The sequence below is a fragment of the Pseudomonas sp. Leaf127 genome, assembly GCF_001423155.1.
Lineage (GTDB): Bacteria > Pseudomonadota > Gammaproteobacteria > Pseudomonadales > Pseudomonadaceae > Aquipseudomonas > Aquipseudomonas ovata.
In genome coordinates this window covers 280,461-302,977 of the sequence record NZ_LMOA01000021.1, presented here as the reverse complement: position 1 = coordinate 302,977, position 22,517 = coordinate 280,461, and the positions used below count along the sequence as shown (strand labels likewise).

21 protein-coding genes are annotated in these 22,517 nt (G+C 62.9%); 12 read left to right on the top strand and 9 right to left on the bottom strand.

All coding sequences use genetic code 11. The annotated features are described in order from the left end of the window. The first annotated feature begins 117 nt into the window (after window positions 1-117). From tssB to ASF84_RS14660, 10 genes are all read left to right on the top strand, one after another. Window positions 118-687, top strand: coding sequence for a type VI secretion system contractile sheath small subunit (gene tssB, locus ASF84_RS14705; RefSeq protein WP_082481600.1), 570 nt, complete (start codon window positions 118-120; stop codon window positions 685-687). Between the two features lie 34 nt (window positions 688-721). Further along, window positions 722-2,287, top strand: a complete 1,566-nt coding sequence (gene tssC, locus ASF84_RS14700; protein ID WP_056839566.1) for a type VI secretion system contractile sheath large subunit — start codon at window positions 722-724, stop codon at window positions 2,285-2,287. 65 nt (window positions 2,288-2,352) lie between these two features. Then, window positions 2,353-2,853, top strand: a complete 501-nt coding sequence (locus ASF84_RS14695) for an Hcp family type VI secretion system effector (protein ID WP_056839565.1) — start codon at window positions 2,353-2,355, stop codon at window positions 2,851-2,853. A gap of 35 nt (window positions 2,854-2,888) precedes the next feature. Next, a complete protein-coding gene (tssE, locus tag ASF84_RS14690; protein ID WP_056839564.1) occupies window positions 2,889-3,317 on the top strand; it encodes a type VI secretion system baseplate subunit TssE in 429 nt (142 codons plus the stop codon). Continuing rightward, window positions 3,301-5,112, top strand: a complete 1,812-nt coding sequence (tssF, locus tag ASF84_RS14685; protein WP_056839563.1) for a type VI secretion system baseplate subunit TssF — start codon at window positions 3,301-3,303, stop codon at window positions 5,110-5,112. The genes tssE and tssF overlap by 17 nt, the downstream gene beginning before the upstream one ends. Next, window positions 5,076-6,158 (top strand): type VI secretion system baseplate subunit TssG, encoded by a 1,083-nt coding sequence (tssG, locus tag ASF84_RS14680; protein ID WP_056839562.1) that lies wholly within the window; start codon window positions 5,076-5,078, stop codon window positions 6,156-6,158. The genes tssF and tssG overlap by 37 nt, the downstream gene beginning before the upstream one ends. 1 nt (window position 6,159) lies before the next feature. Further along, entirely contained in the window at window positions 6,160-8,709 is a 2,550-nt protein-coding gene (gene tssH, locus ASF84_RS14675) for a type VI secretion system ATPase TssH (protein WP_056839561.1), read from the top strand. Between the two features lie 149 nt (window positions 8,710-8,858). Next, complete coding sequence (locus ASF84_RS14670; protein WP_156684240.1) at window positions 8,859-9,818, top strand: hypothetical protein; 960 nt, start codon at window positions 8,859-8,861, stop codon at window positions 9,816-9,818. Between the two features lie 79 nt (window positions 9,819-9,897). Then, window positions 9,898-11,904 (top strand): type VI secretion system Vgr family protein, encoded by a 2,007-nt coding sequence (tssI, locus tag ASF84_RS14665; RefSeq protein WP_056839559.1) that lies wholly within the window; start codon window positions 9,898-9,900, stop codon window positions 11,902-11,904. A 10-nt stretch (window positions 11,905-11,914) separates the two neighbouring features. Then, the gene (locus ASF84_RS14660; RefSeq protein WP_056839558.1) at window positions 11,915-12,457 is read left to right on the top strand and encodes a toxin-antitoxin system YwqK family antitoxin; all 543 of its coding nucleotides are present in this window, start codon (window positions 11,915-11,917) and stop codon (window positions 12,455-12,457) included. Window positions 12,458-12,466: 9 nt separating this feature from the next. Here the strand turns inward: ASF84_RS14660 and ASF84_RS14655 are convergent, their stop codons facing one another. Further along, the gene (locus ASF84_RS14655) at window positions 12,467-12,859 is read right to left on the bottom strand and encodes a DUF4280 domain-containing protein (RefSeq protein WP_056839557.1); all 393 of its coding nucleotides are present in this window, start codon (window positions 12,857-12,859) and stop codon (window positions 12,467-12,469) included. A gap of 93 nt (window positions 12,860-12,952) precedes the next feature. Here ASF84_RS14655 and ASF84_RS14650 point away from each other — a divergent pair, with 93 nt between their 5' ends. Beyond that, entirely contained in the window at window positions 12,953-13,351 is a 399-nt protein-coding gene (locus ASF84_RS14650) for a VOC family protein (protein WP_056839556.1), read from the top strand. Between the two features lie 121 nt (window positions 13,352-13,472). Here ASF84_RS14650 and ASF84_RS14645 read toward each other — a convergent pair whose 3' ends face one another. The 7 genes from ASF84_RS14645 to ASF84_RS14615 form a co-directional block, all read right to left on the bottom strand. Next, the gene (locus tag ASF84_RS14645) at window positions 13,473-14,585 is read right to left on the bottom strand and encodes an MFS transporter (RefSeq protein WP_082481665.1); all 1,113 of its coding nucleotides are present in this window, start codon (window positions 14,583-14,585) and stop codon (window positions 13,473-13,475) included. Between the two features lie 334 nt (window positions 14,586-14,919). Further along, a complete protein-coding gene (locus ASF84_RS14640) occupies window positions 14,920-16,863 on the bottom strand; it encodes a response regulator (RefSeq protein WP_056839554.1) in 1,944 nt (647 codons plus the stop codon). After that, the gene (locus ASF84_RS14635) at window positions 16,853-17,716 is read right to left on the bottom strand and encodes a sensor histidine kinase (RefSeq protein ID WP_056839553.1); all 864 of its coding nucleotides are present in this window, start codon (window positions 17,714-17,716) and stop codon (window positions 16,853-16,855) included. Before ASF84_RS14635 ends, ASF84_RS14640 begins: the two co-directional genes overlap by 11 nt. Further along, a complete protein-coding gene (locus ASF84_RS14630; RefSeq protein ID WP_056840153.1) occupies window positions 17,709-18,719 on the bottom strand; it encodes an ATP-binding protein in 1,011 nt (336 codons plus the stop codon). Before ASF84_RS14630 ends, ASF84_RS14635 begins: the two co-directional genes overlap by 8 nt. Next, on the bottom strand, window positions 18,716-19,120 hold the full coding sequence (locus ASF84_RS14625) for an anti-sigma regulatory factor (RefSeq protein WP_056839552.1): 405 nt from the start codon (window positions 19,118-19,120) through the stop codon (window positions 18,716-18,718). The genes ASF84_RS14630 and ASF84_RS14625 overlap by 4 nt, the downstream gene beginning before the upstream one ends. Continuing rightward, window positions 19,117-19,479, bottom strand: coding sequence for an STAS domain-containing protein (locus ASF84_RS14620; RefSeq protein WP_056839551.1), 363 nt, complete (start codon window positions 19,477-19,479; stop codon window positions 19,117-19,119). The genes ASF84_RS14625 and ASF84_RS14620 overlap by 4 nt, the downstream gene beginning before the upstream one ends. Before the next feature lie 2 nt (window positions 19,480-19,481). Then, window positions 19,482-20,333, bottom strand: a complete 852-nt coding sequence (locus ASF84_RS14615; protein ID WP_056839550.1) for an STAS domain-containing protein — start codon at window positions 20,331-20,333, stop codon at window positions 19,482-19,484. A 344-nt stretch (window positions 20,334-20,677) separates the two neighbouring features. On the opposite strand from ASF84_RS14615, the gene ASF84_RS14610 reads away from it, so the two are divergent. Beyond that, entirely contained in the window at window positions 20,678-21,232 is a 555-nt protein-coding gene (locus tag ASF84_RS14610) for a DUF6891 domain-containing protein (protein WP_056839548.1), read from the top strand. A 4-nt stretch (window positions 21,233-21,236) separates the two neighbouring features. Here the strand turns inward: ASF84_RS14610 and ASF84_RS14605 are convergent, their stop codons facing one another. Then, window positions 21,237-22,424, bottom strand: a complete 1,188-nt coding sequence (locus ASF84_RS14605) for an MFS transporter (RefSeq protein WP_056839546.1) — start codon at window positions 22,422-22,424, stop codon at window positions 21,237-21,239. Window positions 22,425-22,517: the final 93 nt, after the last annotated feature.

Here is a 22,517-nt window from a genome sequence, read left to right as displayed (position 1 = left end):
AGCCTTCTTCTAATGTTTTGCACAGCCAGCTTTCCTACGGGATTTCCGCCTGGCAGTCAGAAATTGTCGACAGTGTGTGCCTGGCGCCGACCGGCGAGGCCACCAAAGGAGTAAGGCATGGCAGCGAAACAGGAAAGCAAACAGCATTATCTGGGCCGTAACCGCCCGCCGCGAGTGCAGATTACCTACGACGTTGAAATTGGCAACGCTCTTGAGAACAAAGAGTTGCCATTGGTTGTTGGAATTATTTCCGACCTGTCTGGCGACATTCCAGTCGACAGGGCTTCGCTGGATAAACGCAGCTTCGTCGACATTGATCGCGACAGTTTCGACACTGTTCTGGCAAAGATTCAGCCTTCCTTGAGTTTCAAACTTGACCCTTCGGACAGTGCGGTCATCAAACTGCAATTCAATAGTATCGATGACTTCAGCCCGGAGCGCATTGTCGGTCAGGTCGATGACCTGAAGGACCTGTTCGAGAAGCGTCGCATTCTTCAGGACCTGCTGATCAAGCTCGACGGCAACGAAGCGCTGGACAAGAGCCTGGGGCTCGGCCTGTCGAGCAAAAAGAACATTGCTCAGTTCCAGAGCGAACTCAAGGGCAAACTGCCCGCTCCCAAGGACACGCCGGACACCTCTGCCAGTGGCGCGGACGACAGCAGCGACACGCCTGAAAAACAGTCCTAATCCCGATCTGCGCCCATCCACGGAGGAATAATCCATGGCTAATGAGTCCACCGCTTCATCCGAAACCACCCAGACGCAGAACGATCTGTTGCTCGATCGCATCGTCTCCAACATGACCATGGCCGCTGATGCCCACCAGCGCCAGGCCGAAGAATCCCAGGCCCGCGAGATGCTGGAAGTGCTGGCCGGTCAGGTCGAAAACAGGCAGCCAGAGCCGGGCCAGGACCCACGTCACTACATCAGTGAGCGGATCAAGGAACTCGACGATCAGATCAGCGCCAAGCTCAACCGCATCCTGCATGCCAGGCCGCTGCAAAAGCTTGAAGCGTCCTGGCGTGGCCTGCACCAACTGGTGTCCAACACCGAGACCGGCACCTCGCTCAAGCTGCGCCTGCTCAACGCCACCAAGGAGGAGCTGGCCAAGGACCTGGAAAAGGCCATCGAATTCGACCAGAGCGCTCTGTTCAAGAAAGTCTACGAAGAAGAGTACGGCACCTTTGGCGGCAACCCGTTCAGCGTGCTGATGGGTGACTACGAGTTCGGCCGCAGCGTGCCGGACATCAAGCTGTTGACCAAACTGTCGAATGTCGCCGCTGCCGCGCATGCGCCGCTGATCACCGCCGCCAGCCCGCTGTTGTTCGACCTCAAGAGCTTTGCCGACCTGGGCGTACCGCGTGATCTGGCCAAGGTCTTCGAAAGCACCGCGCTGATCGAGTGGAACAAGTTCCGCGAGACCGAAGATTCGCGCTATGTCTCGATGGTGCTGCCACACTACCTGGCACGCCAGCCCTACGACCCGATCAATGCACCGGTACCGGGCCTGGCCAGCTTCACCGAAAACGTGCACCTGGGTGACGACGCGGTGACCCGTGACGACAAAGGCAATGCCATCAAGTTTGCCGACATCGGCGAGAACAAGACCGACCCGGACAAATTCCTGTGGGGCAATGCGGCCTGGCTGCTGACCCAGCGCATCACTGATGCATTCGCTCATTACCGCTGGTGCGCCGCGATTCGCGGCCCTGAAGGCGGTGGCGTGGTGGCCGGCCTGCCGCTGTATCAGTTCCTGACCACCGCAGGCGACCAGGCCATCAATTGCCCGACCGAAGTGGCGATCACCGACCGCCGCGAGAAAGAACTCGACAGCCTGGGTTTCATTGCCCTGTGTCACCGCAAGAACAGCAACGATGCGGTGTTCTTCGGTGGCCAGACCACCAACAAGCCACAGGCCTACAAGACCTTCGAGGCCAACGCCAACGCACGGGTGTCGAGCATGTTGCCGTATGTGCTGGCCGCTTCGCGCTTTGCCCATTACCTCAAGGTCATCATGCGCGACAAGGTCGGCAGCTTCTCGACCCGCGACAATGTCCAGAGCTACCTGAACAACTGGATTGCCGACTATGTGCTGATCAACGACAACGCGCCGCAGGACATCAAGGCGCAGTACCCGCTGCGCGAAGCGCGTGTCGACGTCACCGAGGTGCCTGGCCGTCCGGGCAGCTACCGCGCCACGGTTTTCCTGCGTCCGCACTTCCAGCTTGAAGAGCTGACCGCCTCGATCCGCCTGGTCGCCGCGCTGCCGCCATCGGCTGCTGCCTGATTGCGCAGGCCCGCCGATCATGGCGGGCCATCAACCTCTCTATGCCGTACTAAGGAATACACCCGATGGATGCAATCATTCTGGACCTGGGCAGTACGATCAAAGGCGACTCGCTGATCGAAGGCTACGTCGACAAGATCGAAATCATGTCCTACAGCCACAACGTGGCCATGCAGGTTACCAACGACGTCAGTAACTCGGAGCGTACCTCGGGCAAGCCGCACATCGGTGAGTTCGTGATGACCAAGTTCATCGACTCTTCCACGCCTGACCTCAACAGCTATTGCTGCTCGGGCAAGCCGATCCCTGAAGCCAAGATCACCATCGGTCGCAACGCTTCGGAAGAGAACGGGCAGATCATGCCGTTCATCGTCTACACCCTGACCAACGTGGTCATTTCCAACGTCAGCGTCAGCGGCGGCACCGGTGGCAAACCGGTGGAAACCCTGTCGCTGAACTTCACCAAGATCAAGTGGGAGCTGACCACCCAGAAAGACGACGGCACCAAGGAAGGCACGGCAGCCACCACCTGGGACCTGGCGTCCAACAAAATCATCAAGTCCTGACGGCTTGATCGCCTGGCGCCGGCTGGAGTGTTTGCATGCGTGTTGCCCTTTTCGACCTTCTGGCCGGTGGTCAGGCCGCAGATTTCGACGCCAGCGATGCGCGCCGGATCGGCGAATCGGTGCGTCGGGAGCTTGAGCGCCTGCTCAACACCCGTCGCACCGAGCGCGTTCATCGCATCACGCCCAGCGTGATCGATTACGGCATCGCCGACTGGAGCACGCTGTATGCCGACCGCGAGCAGGATCACCGGCAATTGATTCGTGAAGTGCGCAATGCCATCGTGCATTTCGAGCCGCGGCTGGTGCTCGACAGCGTCGATGTGCAGGCCATTCCCGGCCAGCGAACCCGCATGACCGTACGCGCGATCGGGCATGTTCGCGGCCTGGAATCGGCGCCAAGCATGGCGTTTGTGATGAATCTGGGCGACGGTGGCTTCGAGGTCAGGCATGAGCGATTCGATTGATGCCGAACTGCTGGACTATTACCAGCGTGAATTGACCTGGCTGCACCGTGCCGGGGTGGATTTTGCCGCCAGCCATCCGGCCCTGGCCGGCCACCTCAAACTGTCCGCCGCCGGCTCCCAGGACCCGCATGTCGAGCGTCTGCTTGAAAGCTTTGCGCTGCTGACTGCCCGCCTGCAACGGCGTCTGGACGACGGTTACGCCGATTTCAGCAATGCCTTGCTCGAACAGCTCTACCCCTTGGCGCTGCGGCCGATGCCTTCGTGCGCCATCGGCCATTTCGTGCCCGACACCGCCCAGGGCAACATTGCCAACGGTTACCCGCTGGTCCGTGGCACCTCGGTGTTCAGGGCGCCGGACAAGAAACACACCGAGAGCATCTACTTTCGCACCAGCGCCAGCGTGATGCTCTGGCCGATCGTGGTCGATGAGGTGACCCTGCTCGATGCCGATCGCACCCAGTTTCTGACCGGTATCAGCGAGGCGCATTCCTCCTTGTGCCTGCAACTGAGCTGCAGCGGCGAAACCCAGTGGTCACAACTGCCCGGCACCCTGACGCACCTGCGTATTCATTTGTCCGGCTCGCCGATTCACCGGGCCATGCTCTACGACCTGCTCGCCGCCCACAGCATCAAGGTGGTGTGCGCCGTGCCCGGCGGGCCGCCGCTGGTCTTGCCCGAGCATCGGCTGCCCGAGGCGGTGGGGTTTGCCGAGCACGAAAGCCTGTTGCCCGAAGAGGACGGTGTGCACCCGGCGCTGCGGTTGCTGGTGGAATATTTCACCTTTGCCGAAAAATTCGCCTTTTTCGATATTCCGCTGCAGATCCCGGTGCAGACCGGCGAGCGCCTGCTGGTGTACGTCGCGTTCAACAAGCCGCCTGATCGCCGGGTCAGCCTGCAGCGCGAGGACATTGCCCTGGGTTGTGCACCGCTGATCAATCTGTTTGCGCGCACGGCCGAGACGCTGCGCCCGGACGGCACCCACAGCGAGCACTTGCTGGTGGCAGACTCACACCGCGACGACAGCCTGGAAATCCACAGCATCAAGCGCCTGGTGTCCAGCGGGGCCGACGGCATCAAGCCGGTGGCGCCGTATTACGGCGACCAGCACCGTGCCGCGCGCAACGGTCTGTTCTGGCATGCGCGGCGCATCAATGGCCTGCGCGCCAACCGGCCCGGCACCGACCTGATGATCAGCCTGGTCGACAGCCAGTTCCAGCCGGCCCGCGAACTGCCCGGGCGCAGTTTCACGGCCACCGTGCTGTGCACCAACCGTCACCTGGCCGAGACCTTGCCGCCACTGACCCGCCTGCAGTTCGAGAGCAGCGGGCCGGTGGCCGATATCCTGCTGCTCAAGAGCCCCACGCGCCAGTCGATGCCGGACCTGGACGGCGGTGCGCGCTGGCGCCTGGTGTCGCAGCTCAACCTCAACCACACCTCTCTGGTCGAAGGCCCCAGGGCGCTGGCGTCGCTCAAGGAAATGCTGACCCTGCACAATCTGCGTGACGACCCGGCGATCAGCCAGTTGATCAAGAGCATCACCGACCTGCAGACCACACGCGTCGTCGACCGCGTCGGCCCTGATGCCTGGCGCGGCTGGCGCAATGGCCTGGAGGTGCGCCTGACGCTCGATGCCCGGCACGCTGCCGGTCACAGCCGGGTGATGTTCTGCGCGGTGCTGGCCCATTTTTTCGCGCTGTACGCCAATGCCAACTGCTTTGTGCGTACGGTGCTGATCGAAGGCGATGAGGTAATCAAGACATGGCTGCCCGACAGCGTCCCGACATTGGCACTCTAGGCGCGCTGCTGCGGCAGGTGCCGCAGCGCTTCGAGTTGCTCCAGGCCTTGCAGATTCTCGAGCGCGAGCAGCCGCAGCTGCCGCCGCTGGGCTGCAGCAACGACCCGCAACAGGAAGTGGTGCGCCTGCGCGGGCCCTTGTTGCCGGTCTTTTCGGCCAGCCAGATCACCAGCCTGCGCCTGTTGCCGCGCCTGATCGGTCCCCTGGTGCCGGTGCGTGCACCGTTGTTGCCTCATAACCGTCACCGCCCGCCACGGCTGACCTTGCACACCCCGGTGTTTGGTCTCGGCGGCCCGGACGGTCCCTTGCCCTATGCCTATCAGGAGTGGCTGCAGCAACGGGCACGGGTCAAGGACCGCGGCACCATGGCGTTTCTGGACCTGTTCCAGCACCGGCTGCTGAGCCTGCTGTATCGGGTACAACTCAAGCAGCGCATTGCCTTGCCCTACACCCGTGGCGAGAAAAGCCCGGTGTACCAGCAGTTGCAGGCGCTGTGCGGCCTGGTGCGCCAGCCTTCAGGCATGAAGCCGGTAGTGCCGGAAAAAGCGCTGATTTCCCGCACCGGTCTGCTGGCCAACGGTCGCCGCTCGCTGGCCGGCCTGCAAAGCCTACTCAGCCATCATTTCGAGATGCGCATCCGTGTCGAAGGCTTTCAGGGGGGCTGGCGCGAGATTCCCGACGCCAAGCAAACCGTACTGGGCCTGGGCGGACGCAATCTTGCCCTGGGCCGCACCGCCTTGTGTGGTTCCCGCGCCTGGGACCAACAGCGTGGCGTGCGCCTGGACATCGGCCCGCTGGAACCTGAGCGGCTCGACAGTTTCATGCCGCACGGCGCTGCCCATCGGGAACTGGCGGCGCTGGTGACCTTCTACCTGGCCGCCGACCTGCATTGCAGTTTGCGCCTGCATGTCCAGCACAGCGGGCGGCTGTACCTGGGGCGTGCGCACTGGCCACAACCGGGGCTGGGGCTGGGCAGCCGGCTGAACCGCGAGCCCCGTCATGGCGCCTACAGTATCGATCTGGACCTGAACGGCGAGGGCGCCTGACATGGACATCGCCACGCTGGTCGCGCAGCTCAATACACATTGCCACCAGGCCCTGGAGCGCGCTGCGCAGCGGGCCTGGCAAAGCAACCAGGCGGTGGTCGAGGTCGAGCACCTGCTGCTCGAGCTGCTGGACATGCCCGGCGGCGACCTGAGTTTCGTGCTGCCGGTGCTGGGTGTGGCCCGCGAGCCGTTGCGGGCTGAAATCCAGCGTACGCTGGAGCGCTTCAAGGATGGCCATCACGCCAGTCCGGTGCTGTCGCAGCCGCTGCTGGGCCTGATCGAGGCCGCCGATCTTGAGGCGCGTACGTTCGGTTTTGCGCGTGTGCGCTCGGCCTTGCTGCTGCTGGCCTTGCTGGATCGTGACGAACAGCGGGTGCTGTTGCCCGCCAGCATGCCGTCGCTGCTCAACGTGTCGGTGCATGCGTTGCGCCAGCAGTTGCCGGCCTGCCTTGAACCGTCGGTCGAGTCGGCTGTGCCGGGCCGGGACCTGCCAGGTGCAGGGGCTGCCGATGGCGCCTGGCACGGCTCGGTGCTCGAGCAGTACACCCACGATCTGACCGCCGATGCCCGCGCCGGGCGTCTTGACCCGATCATTGGCCGCGATGGCGAGATCCGTCAGTGCATCGATATCCTGCTGCGTCGCCGCCAGAACAACCCCATCCTGGTCGGGGCTCCGGGGGTGGGCAAGACCGCCGTGGTCGAGGGGCTGGCGCTGCGCATCGCCTGCGGTGACGTACCGCCGCTGTTGCAGGGCGTCATCCTGCGCACGCTGGACCTGGGCCTGCTGCAGGCCGGTGCGGGGGTCAAGGGCGAGTTCGAGAAACGCCTCAAGGGCGTGATCGAAGGCGTGCGCCAGGCCGCCGGCAAAGTGCTGCTGTTCATCGACGAGGCCCATACCCTGATCGGTGCCGGTGCCGCCGAAGGCCAGAGCGACGCGGCCAACCTGCTCAAGCCGGCCCTGGCCCGCGGTGAGCTGCACACCCTGGCGGCCACGACCTGGCTGGAATACAAGAAGTACGTCGAAAAGGACCCGGCCCTGGCCCGGCGCTTCCAGCTTGTGCACGTTGAAGAGCCCGATGAGCACACCGCCGTGCAGATGCTGCGCGCGGTCACCGCCCGGCTGGAACAGCACCACGGTGTCGAGGTGCTCGACAGTGCCATTGTCGATGCGGTCAAGCTCAGCATGCGCTACATCTCGGGCAGGCAACTGCCGGACAAGGCCATCAGCGTACTGGACACCGCCTGCGCGCGGGTTTCGCTGGCCCAGCACGATGTGCCACCGGCCCTGGAAGCCTTGCGCCACCGCCAGGCCGCGGCCCTTGATGAACTGCAGCGCCTGCGCCGTGAGCAGGTCACCGGCCAGGACCATCGCCTGCGTATCGAGGCGCTGGAGCGTGAAGAACACGACAGCGGTCTGGCCGTCCTGGAGCTGGAAACCCGCTGGCACCAGGAGCGCAGTGCCGTGCGCGAGCGCGCCGGTATCCGCGAGCAATTGCTGGCCCTGAATGACACGCTCGACCCGGGCCTGATCGATGTCGAACTGGACCTGCGCCTCGATGAACTGGCCGCTCGCCTGGAGCATCTGGACAGTGGCCTGTCGGTGATTCGCCAAGACGACCCGCTGGTGCCCGAGCAGGTGGACTCCAGGACCGTGGCGGCGGTGATCGCCGGCTGGACCGGCATTCCGCTGGGCAAGATGCTCGCTGACGAAGCCTACGCCTTGCGTACGCTGGCGCAGCGTCTGGGACAGCGGGTCATGGGGCAGGGCGTGGCCCTGGCGGCCATCGCCCAACGCTTGCAGGCTTACCGCGCCGGCCTCACCGACCCGCACAAGCCGGTCGGGGTGTTTCTGCTGTCCGGCCCTACCGGTGTCGGCAAGACCGAAACCGCCTACGCGCTGGCCGATGCCCTGTATGGCGGCGAGCGCAACCTGATCAGCATCAACCTCTCCGAATACCAGGAAGCGCACACCGTCAGCCAGCTCAAGGGCGCACCGCCCGGCTACGTCGGCTACGGCCAGGGTGGGGTGCTCACCGAAGCGGTCAGGCGCAAGCCCTACAGCGTGGTGCTGCTGGACGAAATCGAAAAGGCCCACCCCGATGTGCTTGAGGCCTTCTATAACGTCTTCGACAAGGGCGTGATGGAGGATGGCACCGGCCTGGTGGTGGACTTCAGGAACACCGTGATCCTGGCCACCAGCAATGCCGGCGCCGAACTGATTCTCGACACGCCCGCGACCGAGCTGGACAGCGATGGCTTTCATCTGCGCCTGCATCAGGTCTTGCTGCACACCTTTCGCCCGGCCTTTCTGGCGCGCCTGACCGTGGTGCCTTATCGCCCGCTTGATGAGGCGACGTTGCAGGCCATCGTGCTGGCCAGGCTGGAAAAGCTGCAGGCCCGCTACACGGCCGCGACCGGTAAAGCGTTCAAGGTTGAGCCGCGCATCGTCCATGCGGTGCTTTTGCAGTGCCAGGGCGCAGGGGCACGGGATATCGAGAATGTGTTGATGCGTGAGGTGACAGGCCAGTTGGCGCAGTGGGTGCTGGAGTGAGCGCATGCGCTGTTTGACACACACCATGGCGGCCCTTTGCCAAGCCTTGGGCACAAGAAAAATTGTCAGCATTCGGCCCCTTCCGCTCAACAGGGCAGGTCGGCCAAGGCTGAGTAAATTGATTGAAGGCCAGACAGACGGGGATAACCATGCCGGTACCAAAATATGAAGCGGTAGAACTTGCTGTTTTCTCCACCATCATTGCACGAGCGGCCTGCATGCTTGATTGGGGGTCAGAGTTATTGGCTAAAAATGCCAGAGAGTCACCGGGTGCGCCGGTGCAAGAGGTACAGATGCTCCAGATTGGCGAGGTTTTGTTTATCGCTGCCAATGGTGAGGAACACCTGTCAATCCAGAAGCTGTTCAGTGCTTTTGGTGTCGTCAATCATGCATCGTTTCTGTTGCTGCTGAAATACTGCTACACGTTGCTCAATACCGAGAGCGGTCGAAAGGACACCTTCGGGATCGGCTTTGACTACACATTTAGTGATCAAGAGAAATTGACCCTGAGTTTTGCAAGAACCAGCGGCATGATTTTTCCTCAGCTTTCCCATGCTCAGATCATTGAGGCCAAAACGTTGGTGCAGCAAGACTCGGTCTCGCCCAATATGGAGAAACGTCGCCTGGCCTGGTTTCTGAAAAAATTCGCAGGTGTAAAGAAAACCCCTGGACCGAACCTTCATACCCGATTGCCGCTGCAGGGTTGGGGCGAGAGCAAGAGCTACCCCTCAAAGGCGAATGAGATTTTTATTATTACCGATGTCAGCAAGGTGCATGCGGAATTGAAACTGTTGAAAGTGTTGACGGTTGGGTACATGACCGGTGCCCTTTCGCGGACGACACAACGTTATACCTTGGGCGGTTTGAAAAGGACCTGCCTGTTCTGTGAAGCATGGATTGACTTCTACAAGCGTTGGATGCTGATGAAATATGACGTGCGTTTGCAACTGCCTGTCAATGATACTCGTGTGAAAGGTCAGGGCGCAGGTCACAGGCCGGTGCTGCCTGCTGAAAGGCTTGTCGGCGAGAGCCGTTATGCCAACACTTTGTTCAACGGTGAATTGAATAATCCATGCCTTGATCTCAGTGGCATGGATTTCAGCAATTGAACGTGGCATGCCAAGCGTCTACCGGCTTCAAGGAGCGCTCAGCATTATTATCAACCCAGTCGCCGTCTGAGCCTTCTCAATGCCCCGTTTCACCGACACCAACACCAGCCTGTCGTTGACGGCTTCGGCCCTGGCCGCGCTCTATCCAGAGTCGGTCAGTGGCGATGAAGCGCTCAATTCGACGGGGTCGCTGACGCTGCACGGCCAGTGCGATACGCCGTTGACGCTTGCTTCGGCGATTGCCAGCCATGTGACCCTGACCCTGCATAACGATGCCCTGCAGCGACCGCTGGACCTGCTGGTGGCGCAGATCCGCCAGTTGCCTGCCGATGCCACGGCCGACCGCTATCAGGTGGTCCTGCGCCCGTGGTTGTGGTGGCTGACCCTGGCGAGCAATAACCGGGTGTTCCAGAACCTGGCGACCTCGGACATCGTCACCACGATTTTCAAGGCCCACGGCTTTACCGCGTTCAAGCTGTCGCTGACGGCCAGCTACAGCCCGCGCGAATACTGCGTGCAGTACGGCGAGACCGACTTTGCCTTTGTGTCGCGCCTGCTCGAAGAAGAGGGCATCTTCTGGTTTTTCACTCATGAATCGGGGGTTCACACGCTGGTGCTGGGCGACAGCAACGATGCCTTTGTGCAAATCCCCAACGGGCCTGCCGTCAAGTACCTGGGCCAAGGAACGGGCCTGCGCGAACTGCACGGTATTCGCTCCGGGCAGCAGGTGCTGCAGGCGGTGTCCGGGGTGTTCAGCGCCACCGACTATGCCTTTGCCACCCCGAGTACCTCGCTGTACAGCCAGGCCCAGGCCAGTGCCGGCCCCTTGGTGATGTACGAACATCCCGGAGGCTATGGCACCAAGGCCCGTGGCGATGCGTTGACCAAACAGCGCATCGACGCCTTGCGCACTCAGCAACAACGCTTTGTCGGTGAAAGCGACTGTCGCTGGCTGGTGCCGGGGCACTGGTTCACCCTGAGCGGGCATGACGACAGCAGCCTGAACATCGACTGGGTGGTCACCTCGGTGGCGCAGGACATCAGCCACGAGCGTTACCTCAACCGGTTCGAAGCCATCCCCAAAAGCGTCAATTATCGTCCGCCACGCCTGACGCCCAAACCGGTGATGCACACCCAGATTGCCAAGGTCGTGGGCAAGGCCGGCGAAGAGATCTGGACCGACGCGAACGGGCGCATCAAGATCCAGTTCCCCTGGGACCGCGACGGTGCGTCCGACGAAAACAGCTCGTGCTGGGTGCGCGTGGCCCAGGGCTGGACCGGCAAGGGCTTTGGCATGCAGTTCATTCCGCGCATTGGCCAGGAAGTGGTGGTCACCTTCATCGATGGTGACCCGGACCGGCCGCTGGTGACCGGCTGTCTGTACAATGGCGACAATGCGCTGCCGTATGCCTTGCCGGCCAACCAGACCCAGTCCGGCCTCAAGACCCAGTCGTCCAAAGGCGGTGCAGGCTTCAATGAACTGCGTTTTGAAGACAAGAAGGACGCCGAGCAGGTGTTTCTGCAGGCCCAGAAAGACCTGGCCATCAACGTCCTCAACGACACCAGCGCCACGGTCGGTCACGATGAAACCCTTACCGTGCAGAACGACCGCACCCGCACGGTGAAGGAGGGCAACGAGACGGTCACGCTGGAGCAGGGCAACCGCAGCGTGACCCTGCAAGCGGGCAGCGACACCCTGGACGTGACAGCCAACCGCACGCTCAAGGTCGGCGGCAACCAGACCCACACCACCAAAGGCAACTACAGCCACACTGTGTCGGGCAATTATTCATTGACCGTCGAGGGCAACCTGACCATCAAGGTCACCGGCACCCTGACCTTGCAAAGCGACGGTGACCTGACTGCCAAGAGCAGTGCCAGCGTCACCCACCAGGCCGGCACTTCGCTGACCAATAAAGCCGGCACCAGCCTCACCAATCAGGGCGGCACCACCTTGACCAACAAGGCCGGCACCAGCCTGACCAATGACGCCGGCGTCAGCCTGACCAACAAGGGCGGCGCCGAGCAGACTGTCGATGGCGGCGCGATGCTGACCATCAAGGGCGGCCTGGTGAAAGTCAATTGAGGGCTGTGTGATGGACAACGTCGTCAAGGTCGACCTCAAGCGCGCCGAAAGCCACCTGCGCACCGCACTGCTTGACGGGCGCCTGGAAGGCCCGGCGCACATCACCGAAACCGGCCGTCCGCAAGCGGCGCTGACCTACCGCAACGGCCAGCTTGACGGGCCGATGGTGCTGTACCACAGCAACGGCGTGGTCAGCGCACGGCTGCATTACCGCCTGGACAAACTGCACGGCCCGGCGCAGTTCTACAGCCCGCAGGGGCCGCTGATCCGCGAGGCGAATTACCAGGCCGGCCTGCTGCATGGCGTGACCAACACTTACTTCGAAGACGGCAGCCTGGCCGCACGCGAGCACTTTCGGCTGGGGCAGATGCACGGCATCAGCCAGCGTTTTCACAGCAACGGCAATGTGGCAGCGCGGATGGAATATGATCGGGGCAAGCTGTTGCAGCGAGCCTGTGAGTTCAGCCGCGACGGACGGCCGCTGGATGCCTATGGCCGGCCCTTGAGGCGCTGGAAGGCCTGGTGGGTGAAGTGGCAGCAGGGACCGCAGTGACACGGCCCGCTACGGAATCAGCAGTTGGACCTGCCCTGCAAACGCGACCTTGATCACCCCGGCCCACATGCACATCAATGTGCTATTGGCATCCAGCGCCGGCATCGAGCCCAGCAACATTGTCGGCGCGCCGGTAATCCACGGTGCCACTGTCGCCGGGATGCAGGGCATGGGGGTCGGCACCCCCAGTGCGGCGGCCGTGGCCGCAATCACCATCGGGTTGGCCATGCTCTGGCACATGCCGAACGGCAGGATATTGAGCAGCGGAATGTTGTCCATGATGTTGGCGGCCGGCATGTTGGACACCAGCATGCGGTTGATCGGCAACACCATCAGCATCGAGGGCGCTACACCGAAACTGCATTGCAGCGTGGCGCCGGAACAAACGTGTGGACAGCCCATGGCAGACATTCCTTGTGAACAAAGCCGTGCCGTCATTCTAAGCCGGCCCCGTATCACTCTGCCACGGCAGATTGCCACCCAGGAGAAGAGCGTATGTTCAGTCACATTCAGATCGGCGCCCGCGACCTTGAGCGCCTGATTGCTTTCTACGATGCGGTACTGGCGCCGCTGGGGCTGGTGCGCATGGACGCAGAATCCGACGGCGGTCCCGCCGGGGCCGGCTGGCACACGCCAGGCACGCAGTACCCGCTGTTCTATGTGCAACTGCCTTTCAACGGTTTGCCGGCGACCTGGGGCAATGGTGTGCAGGTCAGCTTTGCCGCCGGTTCCCGGGAGCAGGTGCGTGCGGCCTGGCAGGCGGCTATCGAGCAGGGCGGCAGTGATGAAGGCGAGCCAGGGATCCGCGAGCATTATTCGCCGGACTACTACGGCGCGTATTGCCGGGATCCTGAAGGGAACAAGCTGTGTTTTGTGCACCGGGACGGGATGTAGCGCCGGATTCCGGGCCTGAAATCCGGCTGCAGGAGCGACCCGCGGTCGCGAAAGCCCCTGCATCATTCATGGGCAGATTCGCGACCGTTGGTCGCTCCTGCGTAAATGTTTTCGATGCGCGTCAGCCTTGCTTGCCCCTTACCCCGACCACATACACCACCAGCCCCAGCACGGCCATCGCGGCCCCCACATACCCGGTCGAGGTCCAGCCCCAGCCTGCGGCAATGGCCATCCCGCCCAGCCAGGGTCCCAGCGCGTTGGCCAGGTTGAAGGCCGCATGATTGGACGCCGCCGCCAGGGTCTGTGCACCCTTGGCGATGTCCATCAGGCGGGTTTGCAGCACCGGGCCCAGGGCGATCATGGTGCCGACGCAGCCGATGGCCGGCAACAGGGTCCAGATCGAATGCGCCGCAAAGGGAAAGGCCAGCAGCACGACGATCGACCACGCCAGCACGATGCCGATGGCCTGGGCGCCGAAACGGTCGAACAGACGGCCGCCGACGATGTTGCCGATCACCGCACCGCCGCCAAAGCAGGCCAGGGCGAAGGGGATCCAGCTTTGCGCGGCACCGGCCACCTGCAGCAGGGTCGGAGCCAGGTAGCTGAACACGCAGAACATGCCGGCAAAACCAATGGCGGCAATCAACAACAGCAGGCCGATCTGCGGCTGGCAGAAGGCTTTGAGCTCGTGACGGACACTGCTGGCCTGAGGCTTGTCGCCGGCCGGCAGCAGGCACTGCACCAGGATGCAGGTCAGGCCGGCGAGAATGGCCACGACCACGAACGCATAACGCCAGTCGAGCAACTGGCCCAGCCAGGTGGCCAGCGGGTTGCCGATCAGCATGGCCACGGTCAGGCCCATCAGCACGGTGCTCACCGCCGCGCCGCGCTTGTGCAGGGGGCTGATCGAGGCGGCGGCCAGGGCCGCGACGCCAAAGTAGGCGCCGTGCGGCAGGCCGCTGACAAAGCGCGCGAGCATGGCTCCGTGGTAGTCAGTGACCAGGGCGCTGGCCAGGTTGGCGCTGGCGTAGAACAGCATCAGCGCGACCAGCAGGGTCTTGCGTCGCAATTTGCTGCCCAGCATGGCCAGCACCGGTGCACCGACCACCACGCCCAGTGCATAGGCGCTGATCAGGTGGCCGACTTGCTGTTCGTTGACCTCAAGCCCGCGGGCGATTTCGGGCAGCAGGCCCATGATGACGAATTCGCTGGTGCCGATGGCAAAGCTGCCCATCGACAGGGCCAGCAGAATCCAGAAACGCAGTCCGGCGCTGGGCGCGGTGTTGTTGCCTGTTGACACGGATCGACCTCATTGATAACGGTTAAAAGGCGCTTGTAGGAGCGCGCTTGCCCGCGACCGGCTGCGTTAGCAGTCGTAAATCCTCAGCGTTTCGCAGAGTTACAGCCGTAAATTTTCAGCGTTTCGTAGATTTACAGCCGTAAATCTTCAGCGTTTCGCAGATTTACAGCCGTAAATCCTCAGCGTTTCCGAGATTTCTGCGAGCGCTGCGCACTCGGTCGCGGGCAAGCGCGCTCCTACGACGGCAAAGGTGGGGTTCGGTGACTGATCAGCCTTCTGTAAGGATGCAACCCACCTTTTCCAGCAGTTCGTTGATCTGGAACGGCTTGACCAGCATGTCCATGCGCTCGCCCAGAAACATCTGCCGGTTGAGGGCGCCGGCTGCATACCCGGTCATGAACAGGATCGGCAGGTGCGCGCGCCAGACACGTGCCCGTTCGGCCAGTTCGCGGCCGTTCATGCGCGGCAGGCCGACATCGGTGAGCAGCAGGTCGATCGAGGGATCATGCTGCAGGTGTTGCAATGCGCTCTCGATATCGCCGCACGGTGTACAGCGGTAACCGGCGTCGGCCAGTACTTCGGTGACGAACAGACGCACCGGAGCGACGTCCTCGACGATCAGCACATGCTCGCCAGCACTTTGGCGAATGGCTGGTTGCGGCACACGCGCGAGGTTTTCAGGCTCTTCGCTGGCCGGCAGCATGATGGTGACTTCAGTGCCACGCCCGGACACGCTGCGAATGCTCGCATTGCCGGCCGACTGGCGGGCGAAACCGTAGATGCTCGACAGCCCGAGCCCGGTGCCCTGGCCCAGCGGCTTGGTGGTAAAGAACGGGTCGAACACCTTGTCGATCAGGGTATGGTCGATGCCGGTGCCGTCATCGCGCACGCTCAGGGCCACGTAGGCGCCATCGGCCAGGTTCGGGTCGCCGCTGGAGTGGGCCATGTAGGTGGCGATCCAGATATTGCCTCCCATGGGCAAGGCATCGCGGGCGTTGATCACCAGATTGAGCACGGCACTTTCGAGCTGGCTGGGGTCGACCAGAGCCACAGCGGCATGGGGACTCAGTTCCAATTGCAGGGCGATGCGTTCACCGATGGTGCGCTGCAGCAGCTCTTCAAGCGAGCGCACGCGTTCATTGACGTTGACCGGGCGGGTATCGAGCGGTTGCTTGCGGGCAAAGGCCAGCAAGCGGTGGGTCAGGGACGCGGCGCTCATGGCCGAGCTCAGGGCGGCCTCGGCATAGATTTGCACCTTGTCGAGCCGCGCGTCGGCAACGCGTTTCTGAATCAGTTCCAGGCTGGTAATGATGCCGGTCAACAGGTTATTGAAGTCATGGGCGATGCCGCCGGTGAGGTTGCCCAGGGCGTCCATCTTCTGCACTTGCAGCAATTGCGCCTCGGTACGGGCACGTTCGGCCACCTCGATCGCCAATTGGGTGTTGGCGGTGTCCAGTTGTGCAAGATGCGAGCGTTCACGGTGGCGATGCTCGGTCACGTCCTCGATGAACACCAGGCTCAGGCCCGGCGTGCGATAGGGTGACAGTTGCCATTCGGTTTCGCGCAACTGGCCCTGCACGCGCAGGGTCAGCGAGCCTTGCCAGCGTTCGCCGTCGGCCAGGCGCAGGCGCAGTTCATCAAGCAGCGCGCTCTGGCCGGCGGCAAAACATTCCTCCAGGCCCACGGGGTTGCGATTGTCCTGGATCAACTGGCTGAAGGCGCGGTTGCATTCATGCACCTTCAGTTGCGCGTCCAGCACGGCAATGGGCGCCGACACATTGACGAAGATTTCCCGAAAGCGCGCCTCGCTTTCACGCAAGGCATATTCGGTGTCGCGCACCCGCAACAGCGTGCGCAGGGTCGCCAGCAGCACATCCGGGTCGACCGGGTGAATCAGGTAGGCGTCGGCGCCGGCGTTCAGGCCGGTGATGATGTCGCCGGTCTGGATCGAGGCGGCCGAGACATGGATCACTGGCAGCAGGGCGGTGAACGGGTCGGCGCGCAGGCGCCGCACAATGTCGAAGCCGCTCATGTCTGGCAGGTTGACGTCCAGGATCAGCGCATCGGGCTGCTCGGTGTCGATCAGCTCAAGGCCTTCGCCACCGGTGCCGGCTTCCTTGACCAGGTAACCGTGCTTTTCCAGGCGCCGGCGCAGGGCATAGCGGGTGGCGACATTGTCGTCAACGATCAGCAGGCGCGTATCACGCTTCATCGGCGCCATCCTCATCGAGCGCCAGCGGAATGCTCACAAAGAACGTCGACCCGACCCCCGGGGTGCTCTCGACACCGACCCGGCCGCCAAGCAACGTCGCAAAGCGCTTGCACAGCGACAGGCCCAGCCCGGTGCCGCGCAGGCGCTTCTGCAGCGGCGAGTCGACCTGGGAGAAGTCTTCGAAGAGCGTGTCGTGCAACTCGGACGCGATGCCGATACCGGTGTCGCTGACCGCAAAGCGGATCTGGTTTGCGCCCTCCAGCCTTGCCGAAACCCGCACTTCGCCCTGGGAGGTGAACTTGAGTGAGTTGGCAATGAAGTTGCGCAGGATCTGCGCCAGCTTCTTGTCGTCGGTGAACAGCTGTGGCAAGCCTTTGGGTTCTTCGAAGATCAGGTCGACGTTACCGGTGTCGACGATGGGGCGGAACATGCCGCGCAGGGCCGCGAACAGGTCGAGCATGTCGAACCAGTCCGGGGAAATCGTGATGCGCCCGGCCTCGATCTTGGCCAGGTCCAGCAGGTCGTCGACCATGTTGCTCAGTTCGCGGGTGGCGGTGCTGATGAACGCCACTTGTTTGTGCTGCTCCACGCCCAGCGGGCCGTCGAGTTCATCGCTCAACAGGCTGGTGATGCTCAGGATCGAGCCCAGCGGCGTGCGGAACTCATGGCTCATGTACGACAGGAAGCGGCTCTTGAGGTCCGACGCCTGGCGCAACTGGTCAGCCTGATTGTCGAGTTCCGAATACAGCGCCAGTACACCCTGGTTGGTCTCATCCAGTTCGGCGCGCAGGGCGTCGTTTTCAGCTTGCAGTCGCTTGATCAACGCGGCCTGGTTATTGGCAAGGTCAGTCATGCTGCGTCTCCAGTTTCAGCGCGATGACCGTCACATCGTCGCGACCGCGGCAGTAGTCGCGGTGCAGGACGGCGGCGATCACCGCAGGGTGGCGATGTACCAGGCCCGGGTAATCGCTCAGGTTCCAGCGTGACTGCAAGCCATCGCTGTACAGAATCAAAAGGTGTCCATTCACAGGGGTAAAGTCGAAGGATTGCGCTTTACGGTACTGGACACCGACGATGCCCGGGTGTGAGGCCAGGCCCCGAGCACGCTCGGCATTGATCAGGCTGGCACCGATATTGCCGATGCCGGTAAACCTCAGGTGTCCGTCAGCGGCCTGGTATTGCGCGATCGCCACCGCGCCGCCCCGGGTACCGCCCATGGCATGGTGCAGATCGTCCATCAGCAGGGTCGGTGCCGCGAAGGGTGCCTGGGCAAAGGCTGACTCGCCGGCCCGACCGGCCAGTTCGGCGTCGGGCCCGTGGCCGAGCCCGTCGATGACCAGCACGCTGAGGTCGCCACCCTTGAGACTCAGGTGCCAGACATCACCACAGGCCGGATCGTTGTGCAGCGAGTGCTGGCTGACGCCGAAGGCCAGGTCGCGGGCCTTGTCGTCACGTCGGTACAGGCGCGCAAGCACCACCGCACCACGCGCGTCGGCATGCACATCGAACACGTCGGCCAGGCGCGACACCGCGCCCAGGCCGATGCCTTGGGTACCACCGGTGGAGAAGCCATCGGTCAGGCAGGCCGGCAGGTCAAAGCCCTGGCCGCGGTCCACGGCCAGCAGTTCGATGCCGAAACCATTGAAGCGCGGCAAGGCGCGCAGGTGCAGCTCGCCACGGGCTGCGTGCTTGAGCAGGTTGCTGGTCAGTTCCGTGGCCACCAGTGCCACACGGCCGGCGTCGGTCTCGTTGAAGCCATGCTCCTGGGCGAGGGCCTGGGCGCTGCGCCTTGCATGGCCGACCTGGCTGCTGTCATCAATCGGCAGGACCCAGGTCAGGGTGCCGCTGAGGGTCATGTCCATCGGGTAATCGTTATGCGGGTGCCCTGGCCGGGTGCGGTGTCCAGTTCGAATTCATCCACCAGCCGCCGGGCACCGGTCAGGCCCAGGCCCAGGCCGCCGCCGGAGGTCCAGCCGTCGGTGAGGGCCAGCTTGAGGTCGGGAATGCCGGGGCCTTCGTCACGGAAGGTCAGGCGCAGGCCGACCCGGGTGCTGTCGTCGAGGATCTGCCAGTCCATGTCGCCACCGCCGCCGTACACCACGGTATTGCGCGCCAGTTCGCTGACAGCGGTGACCATCTTGGTCAGGTCGACCAGGCGCATGCCGCATTCGGTGGCCAGCTTGCGCGCGGTCTGGCGGGCCAGGACCACGTCCTGCTCGACGGCAATCGGCTGGGTACCGCTGCTGCGCTCGATCATCGAAGATTCACTCGCTCGCGCAACCGTTGCATGCCGCGCTCGACGTTCAGCGCAGTGCTGACGCCGGGCAGGTCCATGCCCAGCTCGACCAGGGTGATCGCCACGGCCGGCTGCATGCCGACCAGCATGGTCTCGGCGTCCATGATCCGCGACAGGCCGGCGATGGTGCCGATCATGCGGCCGATGAAGGAGTCGACCATGTCCAGTGCCGAGATGTCGATCAGCACGCCACGCGCCGAAGTCTTGCTGATCAATTCGGCCAGGTCGTCTTGCAGCGCCATGGCCAGTTGGTCATGCATGTCGACCTGAATGGTCACCAGCAGAAACTCGCCCATGCGCAGGATCGGGATCTTATCCATGGTCAGACTGCTTTGTTGAGATTGATGCCCAGGCGGGTCAACGCCAGCTTCAGGGCATCGGACAGATTGGCCTTGGTCACCACGCCCTGCAGGTCAAGGCCCAGGTGCACGATGGTCTGGGCAATTTGCGGGCGCACGCCACTGATGATGCAGTCGGCGCCCATCAGGCGGATGGCCGTGACAGTCTTGAGCAGGTGCTGGGCGACCAGGGTGTCGACGGTGGGCACGCCGGTGATGTCGATGATGGCGATTTCCGAGCCGGTGTCGACGATGCGTTGCAGCAGCGACTCCATGACCATCTGCGTGCGTTGCGAGTCCAGGGTGCCGATCATGGGCAGGGCCAGCACGCCGTCCCACAGCTTGACCACCGGGGTCGACAGCTCCAGCAGTTCTTCCTGCTGACGCTTGATCACCGCTTCCCGGGATTTCTGGAAGGTGGCGATGGTGTGCATCCCCAGGGCATCGAACAGCTCGGAGATTTCCAGAAGCTGCTCGGTCAGTTGCGCCGGGTCGTTGCGGTAATGGTCTTGCAGCACACTGAACAGCGGGCCCTTGAGCGCAAAGATGAAATTGGCCGTCTGTTGCGAGTCCAGGCCCAGCAGGGCACGGCTGGCCGACAGCTTTTCCAGGAACTGACGGGTGTCAGCCCAACCGGTGGCGGCTGTCTGCGTGCCATGGCCGTCTTGCAGGCCGCTGATCACCAGCTGCAGGAACTCTGCGGTCTGCTGCTGCAGATCCTGTTCCTTGACATTGCGCGTGGCGCCCTTGGCTTGCAGGCCTTTGCGCCAGGCGTCCAGAAGCTGCGGCTGGTTATTCTTGATCGCCTCGATCGTGCCGAGTTGCAGTACTGCCATGAAAGATGCTCCCGAAAAATAAACGCCGACTTTCCCGGAGTAATCGGCGTATGAAACTGACATTGCAGGCTCAGGATAGTTGAGCCTGCCGTGCAGCTTGCATGGAAAAACAGCGGCTGCGCTGAGCTGTATCAATACGTTGCAGAGTAATTGAATCTGCAGGTCAAGAGAATAGACCTGTCAGGGCGGTCGCGTATTTAAATCAGTAAGTTATAAATGATCCACCGCGCCATTTTATTCAACGGGTCAAGACCTTGTACACCGGACGGCGTGGTGGAACCTCATGGGTCGGTGCCGGTCGGATAGGCCGTGTCCATCTGCCTGCCCTATTCAAGGAACCGCCAATGAATGAGGACGAACGCTATGTCGCCAACAGTATCCGCCTGTGGGTGTGGTCCGGTTTTTATACCGTTGAAGAAATGACCGACATGGTCGACGACATTCTGGAAGACGATTGCGACGATGAAATGCTCAAGGGCCTGATCGAGCCGGAACTACAGAACAAGCGTGACCAGCAGAAAACCTGGCCGACCGTCACGCCCTGTGACCGGCTTGATAGCGTGTTTGAACAGCTTCACGAAGCGGGTATTTGCGCCTTGGGCAATGCCGGTTACACGATGTCTGAGGGTTTTACTGAAATAGCCGAGGCTGTTCACGATGCGCCCGAGGGACACTATCACGGCTTCTGTTTCTATCACGGTCAGGATGTGGAGCGCGCTATAGAAGAAGGCGGTCTGATGATCGCGTTCGGGGCGATGGCCGATGATCCTGAGCACAGCCTGCGTGTGGCCCGGCATATCGTCGATGCCCTGCAAGCGGCCGGTTTCGATGTGGCCTGGGACGGCACGATTGAACAACGTATCGATCTGCCAGGGTTTCAGTGGCTGCGCCGTAGCTGAATCCTCAAGCGACTGGCCCCTGTCGCTTGATCAGGCGCACCAGCCACAGGCACAAGCCGAAGGCAATCAGTGCCAGGGCCGTCAGCAGGTGGATGACCGCCTCGCTGCCCCAGGTGGCAATGACATAGCCGCAGGCCAGGGGCGCTGCGGCCTGGGCGAGCAGGGCGGGGCGGGCCATGCGCCCCGACACCACGGCGTAGTCGGCTGAATGCACCACCACCATCGGCAGGGTGCTCTTGACGATGGCGCGCAAGCCGTTGCCCACGCCGTAGCAGAGCAGGCCCCAGATCACCAGGTCCTGGGCAAAGTCGACCAGCAGCAGGCCCAGCGCAGTCATGCCGCTGGACAGCAAGGCGGTAAACATCGGCGCCTGGCGCTTGATCAGCAGGTCCCCGACACGGCACAGCACCTGGGCCGGGCCGATCAATGCGCCCAGCGCAATGGCCGACGCCAGGCTATGACCGCGTGCCTGCAAGACCGTGAGCAGAACGATGGACAGGCACGTCATCAGCGCGGCAGCGATCGCAAACAGCGCCGTCATGCACCCGTAGATCGAGGGCGCAAGGGCCTGTCCGTTGCCAGCGGCAATCTTGGCACGGGGCGGCATCGGCACATGCTCGGCCAGGGCATAGCGGTACAGTGGAAACAGGGTGAACAGCACGATGACGCCCAGCACCGCGCAGGTCGAGCGCCAGCCCATGGCCTGGTTCATGATCGCCAGCAGCGGCCAGATCAGGGTGGTGGTGAAGCCCGAAATCAGCGTGATGCCGACGATCACCGGCCGGGCCTTCATGCCGTACATCGCCCCCAGCGAGGTGAACAGTGCGTCATACAGGCCCGTGGCCATGGCCGCGCCCAGCACGGCCCAGGCCAGCAGGAACACCGGCAGCGACGGGGCAATGGCCAGCAACCCCAGGCCGGCGGCGAGGATCAGGCCGTGGGCCGCCAGCACCTTGCGCCCGCCCACCCGCGCAATCAGCCGACCGCACAAGGGCGACAACAGGGCTGCCACCAGCAGGCCTAGCGAGGCACCGCCCAGCACCCATTGATGCGACCAGCCGGTGTCGGCCGCGATGGGGTCGGCCAGGACGCCGAGCAGGTAGAACGAGCCGCCCCATGAGAGGATTTGCAGCAGGCCAAGCAGGACGATCTTGCGGCGGTTGGGGCGCTGGGGTTCGGTGACGGTGTTCAAGCGGGGTCCTTCGATCACGGTCTGGCGCCGGCAACAGCGCAAAAGAATGGCAGCTTAACGGCTCCAGCCGGCGCGTTACAGGCTGTTACCGGC